This window comes from Stenotrophomonas sp. B2, assembly GCF_014947095.1.
Lineage (GTDB): Bacteria > Pseudomonadota > Gammaproteobacteria > Xanthomonadales > Xanthomonadaceae > Stenotrophomonas > Stenotrophomonas maltophilia_P.
On record NZ_JADCQA010000003.1, the window covers coordinates 16,684 to 27,717 of the forward strand.

Annotated in this window: 10 protein-coding genes; 4 read left to right on the top strand and 6 right to left on the bottom strand. The window is 65.1% G+C overall.

The window, feature by feature from the left end:
- Window positions 1-140 precede the first annotated feature (140 nt).
- From IMX13_RS03845 to IMX13_RS03860, 4 genes are all read right to left on the bottom strand, one after another.
- Complete coding sequence (locus IMX13_RS03845) at window positions 141-1,127, bottom strand: MDR family oxidoreductase (RefSeq protein WP_193395787.1); 987 nt, start codon at window positions 1,125-1,127, stop codon at window positions 141-143.
- 78 nt (window positions 1,128-1,205) lie between these two features.
- Window positions 1,206-1,844, bottom strand: coding sequence for a TetR/AcrR family transcriptional regulator (locus IMX13_RS03850; protein WP_193395788.1), 639 nt, complete (start codon window positions 1,842-1,844; stop codon window positions 1,206-1,208).
- 119 nt (window positions 1,845-1,963) lie between these two features.
- Window positions 1,964-2,590, bottom strand: coding sequence for a LysE family translocator (locus IMX13_RS03855; protein ID WP_193395789.1), 627 nt, complete (start codon window positions 2,588-2,590; stop codon window positions 1,964-1,966).
- On the bottom strand, window positions 2,587-3,615 hold the full coding sequence (locus tag IMX13_RS03860) for a glutathione S-transferase C-terminal domain-containing protein (RefSeq protein ID WP_193395790.1): 1,029 nt from the start codon (window positions 3,613-3,615) through the stop codon (window positions 2,587-2,589). The genes IMX13_RS03855 and IMX13_RS03860 overlap by 4 nt, the downstream gene beginning before the upstream one ends.
- On the opposite strand from IMX13_RS03860, the gene IMX13_RS03865 reads away from it, so the two are divergent.
- From IMX13_RS03865 to IMX13_RS03875, 3 genes are all read left to right on the top strand, one after another.
- Window positions 3,614-4,609 carry a LysR substrate-binding domain-containing protein gene (locus IMX13_RS03865; RefSeq protein ID WP_227255273.1) on the top strand — a complete coding sequence of 332 codons (996 nt, stop codon included), beginning with the start codon at window positions 3,614-3,616 and terminating at the stop codon, window positions 4,607-4,609. The two genes, IMX13_RS03860 and IMX13_RS03865, sit on opposite strands and share 2 nt — an antisense overlap.
- A gap of 469 nt (window positions 4,610-5,078) precedes the next feature.
- On the top strand, window positions 5,079-5,435 hold the full coding sequence (locus IMX13_RS03870) for a hypothetical protein (RefSeq protein ID WP_193395791.1): 357 nt from the start codon (window positions 5,079-5,081) through the stop codon (window positions 5,433-5,435).
- Window positions 5,436-5,622: 187 nt separating this feature from the next.
- Window positions 5,623-5,901: a hypothetical protein gene (locus tag IMX13_RS03875; protein WP_053515798.1), complete on the top strand. Its 279-nt coding sequence runs from the start codon at window positions 5,623-5,625 to the stop codon at window positions 5,899-5,901.
- A 12-nt stretch (window positions 5,902-5,913) separates the two neighbouring features.
- Here the strand turns inward: IMX13_RS03875 and IMX13_RS03880 are convergent, their stop codons facing one another.
- Together IMX13_RS03880 and IMX13_RS03885 are read right to left on the bottom strand one after the other, a co-directional pair.
- Window positions 5,914-6,732: a trypsin-like serine protease gene (locus tag IMX13_RS03880; protein ID WP_193395792.1), complete on the bottom strand. Its 819-nt coding sequence runs from the start codon at window positions 6,730-6,732 to the stop codon at window positions 5,914-5,916.
- A 116-nt stretch (window positions 6,733-6,848) separates the two neighbouring features.
- Window positions 6,849-8,531 (bottom strand): ABC transporter ATP-binding protein, encoded by a 1,683-nt coding sequence (locus tag IMX13_RS03885; RefSeq protein WP_193395793.1) that lies wholly within the window; start codon window positions 8,529-8,531, stop codon window positions 6,849-6,851.
- Window positions 8,532-8,669: 138 nt separating this feature from the next.
- Here IMX13_RS03885 and IMX13_RS03890 point away from each other — a divergent pair, with 138 nt between their 5' ends.
- On the top strand, window positions 8,670-11,033 hold the full coding sequence (locus tag IMX13_RS03890) for a TonB-dependent receptor (protein ID WP_227255274.1): 2,364 nt from the start codon (window positions 8,670-8,672) through the stop codon (window positions 11,031-11,033).
- Window position 11,034: the final 1 nt, after the last annotated feature.

The following is an 11,034-nucleotide window of genomic DNA, read 5'->3' on the forward strand; positions in this document are numbered from 1 at the left end:
GCGCGCAAGTGTAATGTCGCGGGCAGTGAAGAAGGCGTTGGTCGATGGTCGGCGCGGTGCAGGCCCGCGCCTTCAGGAAATGGCAGAGCCCCCGGCTAGCGGCGGCACGCCCTCATCAGGCAGCGGCAACGATCCTCACGTCAACGATTGCCATTGACCACGACGCGTCCGCGGATGCGTCCCGCCATCAGGGCTTCGGCAGTGGCTACAACCTCTCCCAGGCCGATGTGCTGGGAGATGGCGTCGAGCTTGGCCATATCCAGGTCCTTGGCAAGCCGTTCCCACGCCACGAGCCGCTCTGCGGTGGGCCGCGTGACGCTGTTGATTCCCAGCAGGCTCACACCGCGCAGGATGAAGGGCGCCACCGTGGCAGGAAAGTCCATGCCCTGAGCCAGCCCGCACGCGGCCACGGCGCCATCTTCCTTGATGGCGGCACACACATTTGCAAGTGTGTGGCTGCCCACCGAGTCAATGGCGGCACTCCACCGCTCCCGCTGAAGTGGCTTGCCTGGCTGGGACAGCACATTGCGATCAATAACCTCGCTGGCACCCAGGGACTTCAGGTAGTCGGTCTCGTCCAGCCGTCCGGTGGACGCCACGACGTTGTAGCCACGATCGGCCAGCAATGTCACAGCGAAGCTGCCTACGCCTCCGCTCGCTCCGGTAACCAGCACTTCACCGGCATCCGGAGAAAGGCCATGACGCTCCAGCGCGATCAGACTCAGCATGGCGGTATAGCCGGCCGTTCCGATGGCCATGGCTTGCTCGGGTTGCATGCCCTTTGGAAGCGGGATCAGCCAGTCGGCGTTGACGCGTGCCAGCTGCGAAAGCCCTCCCCAGTGCCGCTCACCCACGCCCCAGCCATTGAGAACCACCTGGTCGCCCGGTTGATAGCGCCGGTCCGCCGACTCGAGCACAGTGCCGGCCAGGTCGATGCCGGGCACCATCGGAAAGGACCGCACCACCGCACCGCCCTGGCCGGTGATTGCCATCGCGTCCTTGTAGTTCAGTGTGCTGTGCGAAACCTGGACGGTGACGTCGCCCTCCGGCAGGGCCGATTCAGGCACCTGCCTGACGTCGACCTGCAATTCGTTTCCCGTCTTGTCTATGTATACGGCGTTGAACATGGCCTTCCTCCTGGGGCAGCGGCAAGGTTGCTGCATGATTTGGACTGATCGGCTACAAGCCGGCAAAGGAACATGGACTCAGCGGGGCAAGCCCGCCAGGAACGCATTGGCGAAGATCGTGAGCGGCGCAGCGCTGCGCTCAAGCCGTGCTCGTTGGACAGCTCCCTCCCATCCGATCCAGAAGGCGGTGGCGATCTCGGAGCAGCGCGCGTCGGACGAGAGGTCAGCGCGCGCCCGGGCCAGTTCAAGGCACGCGGCCAGCCGGGATTCCCATCCGTTGAATACCTCGATCAATCGGGCACGGTAGGCCTGCGGCAGTGTCGAGATCTCCTGGCCAAGGTTGCCGACCAGGCAACCTCGCCGGAAGTCGAATCGTTCCAGGCCACTGCAGGCGTCGGCGACAAATCCCAGGATCCGCTCAAGCGGATCGCGTTCTTCGTCCAGCAGATGCCGGTCGAGCTTGCGGCAGAAATACTCGTCGTAGGCCTCGAGCACAGCCAAGCCGTAGGCCTCTTTGCTGTCGAAGTAGTGGTAGAACGACCCCTTGGGGACACCCAGCTGCCTGACGATTGCGTCGATGCCCGTTGCAGAGAAGCTTCGCTCCGTCAACAACGCGATCCCAGTGCGCACCAGCTCGCGCCGGGTGTCATCAAAGCCGCGATCCGCCCTCGGCGGGCGCCCCCGGCGGCGCGTAGCCGTAGTGACAGCAGGAGTCATGCCGCACATTTTAGACCGACCGTTTTCTAAATTCAAACGGGCAGGTCTTAACCCTCCAGAGTTGCCAGGCTTCGCCATTCTCAGAGCTGGAACCAGCACCCCGCCGATCATGATTGGGATCATGCGCTCGGCATGTCGGCCGGAGCGAGCACGAGCAACAGTGCTGATGCGAACAGCAGCGCGCCCATCACCCTGTCAATCCAGTTGCGTGCCACGGTTGTGTCCAGATGGCGCATCATTGAAACGCCCATCGCGCACCAGAGTGCGAGACAAAGTGCGGAGATCACCGTAAACGCTGCCGCCAGCACAAGGGAGGTCCGCAGGGGCTCGGCGCCATTGCCGACGACGGCAGTCACCGTCAGCACCAGCACCCAGCTTTTGGGATTGACGAACTGAAAGCAGAACAGCGCCACCACGCTGCCGTGCCGGACACTGGTCGGCGTGGGCACGTGCTTCTCAGGTGGCCGGAGTGTTTCCAGGACCAGGCGGGCGCCCATCCAGCACAGGTACGCCCCGCCAGCAAGGGTCATCAGGGCGTACAGGTGCGGCACGGTTTGGAATGCGGTGCTTGCTCCGGCCGCCACGAGCGCCCACATGCCCAATCCTCCGGCAACGATGGCGGCGATCGCTGGCAGCGCGCTCACGAATCCGGTTCGCGCGGCGATGCGCATGACCAGCAGGTTGTTGGGACCTGGCGTGATGGTGGCAACGGCGATGACACCTGCGCCGATCAGGAGAGCGCTCATCGCACCGCCTCTCCGCACTGAAGCGTCATGGGATCGACCTCAATCGCTTGCCCGGAGGCAAGCGTCACCCGCGCCGGTCCGAAGCGCTCGCGACCGTGCGCAGCCGACCAGTCCGCATCGGGTGCGGCGGCAATGATGCCGAACGGGTTGACGCTTCGATCGTGCCAGTAATACCCGTTGCGGATCACATCGAGATCGACCGTAGCGGCGACACCGCGCCAGGAGTACAGGTCTCGCGCGTAGGCCCACAGGTGCGGGTAGTCGATCAGTCGCCGACGTGCACATTTGAAGTGGCCGTGATAGACGGCGTCGAACCGGACCAATGTCGGGAACAGGCGCCAGTCCGTCTCGGTGATGATCAGGCCAAACAGATAGCGTGCATTCGCAAGACGCCGCTCCAACTGATCCAGCATGGCGAACACACTCTCGACAGCTTCTTCGTAGGCGTCCTGCCGTTGCGCGAAACCGGCGCGATAGACGGCATTGAACAGCCCGGCCTGGAGCGCGGCGTTGAGGGCATCGATCCGGCCGCGGAAGGCGGGCGGGACGAGCGTGAACGCCCCCGCGACGTTCGCATCGGCCGCATCGAACGCGCGCATGATGTGCGACGACTCATTGCTGACGATCCTGCAGGCCTGACTGTCCCACAGCACCGGCACTGTTGCCCGGCCGGTGTAACGGGGTGCCGACAGGCGGTAAACCTCGTGCAGGTGCCGGACCCGCGAGCCGCATCCCGGGACGACCCAGGAGGCACCGCCGGCCACTGCGTAGCCCTGCATTCGCTCACCGCCCGCGATCTGCACCGGCACTGCATGCTCCAGGCGCTTGAGGGCACGCAGCAGCAGGGTGCGATGCGACCACGGACAACTGGACGACGCAATGAGCCAGTAGCGACCCGGTTGTGCGCGCAGTCGGCCCGCAATGCCATCCAGGCCCTGCCGGAACATGCTTTCCGGTCTCACAAAGCGACCATCGATCATCGTCGAATCGGCATCGACCCAGCGGCCATCGACCAGCATTCCCATGTTCATCCTCTCCGATCTGGACTCGATGCAACATCGTGTGATGGCAAGCTGGTCCAAGGGACGCCGCTTCTGGTCTATTATTGAGTCCACCATGAAGATGCCCCTCAACGGACTTCGGGCATTCGCCACCGTGTATGCCCACGGCGGGATTCGCTCGGCCGCGCGCGAGCTCGGCATCGTCCACTCGTCGGTGAGCCGCCATCTCGCGGAGCTGGAGCTCTGGCTGGGTGTACGGCTGGTCGGCGACGCTGCAGGCCGGCGAGGAATCACGTTTACACCGCAAGGCGAGGCATTGGGCCGAGCCACGCTGTCGAGCTTCCGCGATATCGAGCGCGCAATCACCGCAGTGCAGGAAGCACGCTCCGGGCGATCGGTGACCGTATCGACCACACCTTCATTTGCGGCACGCTGGCTGCTTCCGCGCCTTCCGCGGCTCGAGCAGGCGCATCCTCATCTTGAGGTGTCGGTGCTTGTAGACCAGAAGATCGACAACCTGCAGACCGGCGACATCGACCTGGCCATACGCATGGGCCGTGGACCCTGGCCCGATGCCAGGTGCGAGCCGCTGATGGACGAAGTCCTGTATCCGGTCATGAGCCCGGCGCTGTTCGAAGCTTCCGGCCAACCTGCGCAGCCGGCCGACCTGCTCGGGACGCGGCTGGTGCATGATCGTGATCCACATGCATCGTGGGAGGCATGGCGGCAGCTGTACGGTCCGGCCTCGATGGATGTGACTGCCGGCCCGCGCTTCTCATCGTCAGACCTCGTGCTTCGGGCTGCTGTGCAGGGCCAGGGCGTCGCGCTGGCGCGCCATCGCTTTGCATTCGATGACATCGCCTCTGGCGTGCTCGTAAGGCCATTCAAAGATGCCGCTGTGGCGCTCGGCCCGGCCTACTGGATTGCGCTTCCACTGCACCGCGATGTGCGCGGCGGTGCATCGACGGTGATCGCATGGCTGAAAGAACAGGCGGCGTATAGCGATACGGTGATCTGAGCGCCCAGCACCTTCAGATCCCTTCTGCCGCGTGTCGTGATTGCCCTGAATTCCAGGCTCCGGGACTCGAGCCATTACCACCACGACAGCCCACGCCTGAAATCACGCCAAACCCTTGTACGATGGGCGCCTCCCTGCCCCGGCCAGCTATGCAACAATGCCAGAAGCGTCGAGGGCGTTGTCGGCATCAGCCCCAAGCCCTTGGCTTCCCGCATGACCGGGAGTAATTCTTGGCGCGCCACCGAAAACGGGTGGCCGGGCTTCGAAACCCCGGTTCTACGCTGAAGTACACGCTTGCCAGCCGGCATCGCCCATCAGGTGGTGCCGGCTGGCAATCCGTCGGCCGGCTATGGCGGGCGGTGCGCGGAGGCCTTGCGCCTGCCGGTTTAGCGTAGACCGGGTTTCGAACCTCGCACCGTCCGCCACCTTTACGGGTGGCGGCTTCCGTTTATCTGTTCGGAGCCCTGCCATGACCAACGCCTACTCCCCTCCTACGCAGCCGATCCGCCTGCATCCCGCCAACGATCCCACACCGGATCCGAACGCCTTCGTTTCACTGTTGCACAGCATCGGCGCAGGTGCCGCGTCCAACGGCCGGCCCTGGCCGGAGGGTCATCTGCCGCAAGGGCGACGCATGGCGCTGTCCGACGCCGACTGTTCTCTCAACGGCCTGCGCGTGGTGATGGAAATTCTGCTTGCCACAGAGCGTTCCCGCCAGAACGGCGCGCCTGACCAGTACGTCGGCGACCGTGTGTTGGAAGGGCTGGTCATGGCCGGCCTCGGGCTGACCGCACACGCCAGTGGGCGTCTGTTGCCGGAAGGCTGAGGCCTCGTCCCGCGGGCGCTGGCGCTCGCGGGACACACAGTCACTCCCATTGGCAGTGACGTCCGCAGATGTTAGCCAGGCCTGACCGACAGGCGGCACCCGTTAACGTGACGCGTCACACCCAACCACGCACCGTTAACAGCCGCGCACTATCCTCGAAGCCCCTGAACCTTCACGAGGCGAGTCCATGACCAAGCTCCACACCGTGCTGATTACCGGCTGCCTGCTGGCCCTGAGTCCGCTGGCCTCGGCCGAAACCGTGAACCTGACCAACAGCGCCGAAGGCGCCAACCGCGATGCCGGCATTGCTGCGGTCAAGAAGAAGCTGCAGGACGCCTGCACCGATCGCAAGGGCTCGCCGGATACCGACTCGTTCGAGGTGGTCTTCGAGAAGACCAGCGACAACCCCAACGTGCCCAAGCCGTACTACGTGGACGGAAAGATGAAGTGCGAGCTGCCGGGTTGAACCCGGCGACCGCTATCGACCGGCGTCGTCCCCGGACATGACGCGGTCGATCCAGCCGGCGTAGCGTGAGATGCGCACGTTGAACACCACCTGGCCATAGAAGCCGGCCTCAAGGGCGTGCTCGGGAACGGCGGTGATCCAGGAACCCAGGCCGACCAGCTGCCAGTGGTCCTGCACATTGATGACCAGCGGGCCACCGCTGTCGCCGTTGCCGAGCACGCCTTCAAGCGGCAGGCCACGCGGCGGCGGATCGAAGCGGTACCAGAGATAGCGGTCGTTGCCGCCGGTGATGGCGTTGAACGCACGCCGCAGAGCGGTGCGATGCGACCCTCCGGGGATCAACCCCTCGGCGCCATTCCCGGTGGCGCCCTTCCCTATCAAGGTGGCCACCTGCGCAACCTCGCCCGCGCCCCGATAGAGGGCGACGGGCTCGACATCGGCAACGGGCGTTGCCAGCCGGATCAGCGCGATGTCATCCGATGCCGCCAGGAACGCGTGGATCTTCCCTGCACTGCCTGTTGCCAGGGCCTCTTCGCCCAGCGCGGCCGGCATCGGCCTGAAGCCGGGGTGCAGATACACACGCGCGACGGCGTAGTTGCGCCCACCGACGGTGACTTCGGCACCCATGCCGTCCATCGGTGCCGCGTGCGCGGCGGTGACCACCCAGCGCGGAGCGATCAGTACGCCGTGCCCCTCTCCCGGCAGGTCGGCCAGGGCCGGGAAGGCAGATCCATCGATGCGGTAACGGGCATCGTCCACGTCGTCACGGATGACGATGGCCCCGGCAGCAAACGGGACCGTTACAAGCATCAGGAAGAGCCAACGTTTCATGTATTTCTGCATCCCCGTGTTCAAGTGCCCACGCTAGCCCAAATGCACCTGCCTGGTGAGCGGCATGCGACCAGAGCCCGCGCCGGCCGACGAAGGCCGGCAAAGCGGGCGCGGAATCAGGGCTGCGCTGGCCTGCCAAGGGATTCGATCTGCGCCCCGCCCAGCTCCACCACCCGATCGGCGTCGGTGACGACACTGCGCCGATGGGTGATGGCCAGCACGGTCACCTCGCTTGCCAGCGCCCGGATATGACCCATGACTTCGCGTTCGGTGGCCTCATCCAGGGCCGAGCTCGCTTCGTCCAGCAACAGGATCGCCGGCTCGCCATACAGTGCGCGTGCGATGGCGATCCGCTGCCGCTCACCGCCGGAGAGCTTCAGGCCACGCTCCCCGACCGTGGTCTCGAAGCGCTCGGGCAGTGCCTCGATCAAGGCGAGGATGGCAGCCTTGCGTGCGGCGTGCCGCAGCCGCTCGTCATCGCGCGGGCGCCCCAGCAGGATGTTATCGGCCAGGCTTTCGTTGAGCAGCATCACGTCCTGCGGCACGACGGCGACGGCCGCGTGCCACGTCGCGCGATCGATCCGTGCCAGGTCGGTACCGTCCACCCGTATCCGGCCGTGCTGGGGCTCGATGGATTTCAGCGCCAGCTTGAACAGTGTCGACTTGCCGGTACCGGTCTCTCCCATCAGGAAGGTGATGCCGCCGCGTCCGGCGTGGAAGGTCGCATCGGTGACGCCGCGACCATTGTCATAGCGATGGCTCACTGCGTCGAACTGGAGCAGGCCGCTGCGGGCGGAGAACCGTTCGGCATGGGCCACCTGCGGTTCCTCGGGCGCGGCCCACAGGACAGAGAGCGGCGCCAGCATGCTCCACGAACGGGCGACGTCATCGATGGAGCGCGCGATCATCTCCAGCGGCAGATTGAGCTGGAGCAGCAGCAGATTGAACAGGACGATGTCGCCCACGCTCAGCTGGCCGCTCTGGTAGCGCGGCAGCAGCAGGGTGAAGGTGACGATGAACTCGATGACCAGGCCGATACCCAGCAGGGCAATGAAGCCTACGCGCTGCAGTACGTAGGCACGCCAGCTGTCACGCACGCTCTGCGCCTTCTGCTCGAAGCGCTGCACCATCCAGCCGCTGCCGCCGAACTGCCTGAGCGTTTCCATGGCATTCATGGCATTGCCGACGAAGCGAGCGTTCTGCTGGCCGGCCTCGACGGCCGCTTCGCGGTGGATGCGTGCACGTCGGGTAGCGAGGGCAGATAGCGCTACGGCCACCGTGCCGTAGCCCAGCACGATGGCGACGATCTGCATGTTGATCAGCGCGCCCAGGGTGACCAGGGTCAACACGATCTGCAGGGCACTGGGAATGAAGGCCACCAGGCCCAGCTGCACGACGATCTTGAGCGCCCCCCGCCCCTTTTCGCCGGCCACCTGCAGTTCCGCTGCGTTGTATTCCACGAAGAAGCTGCTGGTCTTCTTCAGCAGGCGCGCGAAGTAGCGGGTACTGGTGATGAAGCCCAGATTCTCGCCGCTGAGGAATGACAGGTACTGCACCGTGTTCTGCAGCACGCTGCCCACCCCGAGCAGCACGGCGTAGAGAACGAACCACCCGGCCAGGACGGCTGCGCCCTGCCCGGGGAGGCGGTCGATCAACCGCGAGAACAGATAGGGCGCCGCAACGGTGGCCAGGCCGGAGAGCAGCACGGTGCCGGCGATGAGCACCAGCAGCGTGCGATCGGCTTTCCAGTAGGCCGTCAGTATTTCGCTGACAGGCGCGGGCACAGCGAACGGCTTCATCACTCTCGGTCCCCGGCGTCTCGGCGGTCCACAGGGCAACGCAGTCCCTGTACAGTTGAATGCTATGATATAACATATCTCTCAAATGCACGTGACCGTGTTGCAGGCCGATATCGGATGAGAGTGATGGACCGGGGAATGGAACAGGTATTCATGGGCGGTAGGCGCGCGTTGCTGGCCGCGAGCATCGCTGCCGCGCTGCAGATCGGAGCGCAGGCCCAAGCACAGAACGCGGGCACCGACGACGATGCACCCACGGCCACCCTGGACAAGGTGCTGGTCATTGGCAGCAATATCCGCGATGCCGTCGGCGGTGGTGCGTCGCCGGTCATCGTGATCGACCGGGAGGCCATCGACCGCACTGGCGTGGCCTCCCTGCAGCAGCTGTTCGAGAAGCTGCCGCAGAACTTCGGTGGCGGCGCCAATGGTGCCAATGTGGCCAATCTCGGTGTTGACCGTGATACCGGCAACAACTTCGGCCAGGGCACCGCGATCAACCTGCGTGGCCTGGGTACGGGCACTACGCTGACCCTGGTCAACGGCCATCGCGTGACCTCATCGAACCGCTACCAGTATGTCGATGTATCGCTGATTCCACTCAGTGCGGTCGAACGCGTGGAGATCCTCACCGATGGTGCCTCTGCCATCTACGGCACCGATGCCGTCGGTGGCGTCGTCAACATCATCCTGCGCCAGGACTTCACCGGCTATGAGTCGTCGCTGCGGTACGGCACGGTCACCACCGGCAACATGGACGAGTACCAGGTGTCGCAGTCCGCGGGGTGGGCGTGGGACCGCGGCCGTGTGCTGGCAAGTTACGAGTTCCTGAAGCAGGGCAACCTGCCCGCCACCGACAAGGATTTCTCCCGGAACGTCACGGTCAGGCCCTACGATCTCTATCCCGGATCGAAGCGGCACAGCCTGTATGTCGATGGCGTGCAGGAGCTCAGCGATGTGCTGACGCTGAATCTCACCGGCTCGTTCGCCAAGCGCGAGATGGATACCACCATCTCCGGCACGGCCGACGAAACCCGGTTGTTCCCGCACACGCAGCAGTTCGATGTGTTCGCAGGCCTGACCCTGGAGCTCCCGCGCCAGTGGCAGGCGCGCCTGGACGCTGGATTCGGCAGGAACGAGGTGTCCTACGAGCGCACGACCATTACCGGCAGCACCGTCAGCACGGCGCCACCGACGGATACGAACTCTGAATCGCGCTACCTGGACGTGGTGGCCGACGGCGAGGTGTTCAGCCTGCCCGCCGGCCCGGTACGCGCAGCGGTCGGCGTCGGTTACCGCCGCGATGGCTATGAGCTGCTCGATCACCGCGGGCTGGAAAAGCCGCTCGATCTGCAGCGCACGATCAGGTCCGCCTTTGCCGAGCTCAACATCCCGCTGCTCAAGGAGATGCCCGGCGTTCGCAGCCTGTCGCTGACCGCGGCGGCGCGCTACGACGACTACAGCGACTTCGGCTCCACCCTGAATCCCAAGCTGGGGCTGCTGTGGGAAGCCGCCGAGGGACTCTCGTTCCGTACCAGCTACGGCCGCTCCTACCGCGCGCCGGTCTACCAGGACATGCAGCTGAACAACACCGTGGTCGTGGCGAACGTGCCGAACCCGAACGCGGCCAACGGCAGCACCGTCCTGATGATGCTCTCCAACGGCAATCCCGATCTCGGCCCCGAGCGTGCGAAAACCTGGACCGGCGGGTTCTCGTTCGCGCCGCCCTCCGTTCCCGGCCTCACGGTTGATGCCAACTACTATCACATCGACTATGCGGACCGGATCGGCAGCGGCTTCGGCGGCAGCTTCCCGTCCCTGTTCCTGCAGTCCACGGCCCCCTACGCGGACATCCTGACCGTCGATCCATCGCAGCAGCAGATCCAGCAGGCGCGCCAACTGGGCGTGTCGGGCCTGGGGCTGTTCGTCTCACGTGTGGGGCCGTATGCACTCCCTGCCGGCCTGGATGAGACCAGCAGCCAGGTGATCCTGGACAACCGCTTCCGCAACAACGCATACACCTCGCAGCGCGGCGTCGATCTCAACGCGTCCTATCGCGTCGATGTGGGCCAGACGCGGATCGCGATGAACCTGGCCGGGCAGTACATCCTCGAATCGACGCGGCGCGTGACCAGCACATCGCCCGAGCTGGACGCGGTCAACGCGGTGTACTACCCGGTCGACCTCAAGCTGCGCGGCGGCCTGACCCTGGACCGGGGCCAGGCCGCAGGCGGCGTCTTCGTGAACTACGTGGACAGCTACCGCGATCCGGCCAACATCGCCCACCCACACGTCAGCTCCTGGACGACAGTCGACCTGAACCTCAAGTACCACTTCGGCGCCCCGGCCGGCGACCACGAAGGCACGTCGCTCGCCCTCAACGTGCAGAATCTGCTCGACCGGGATCCGCCCTTCATCATCAACAGCATCAACACCGGCTACGACCCCACCAATGCGACCGCGCTGGGGCGCTTCCTGTCGGTGACCCTCACGCATCGCTGGTAAG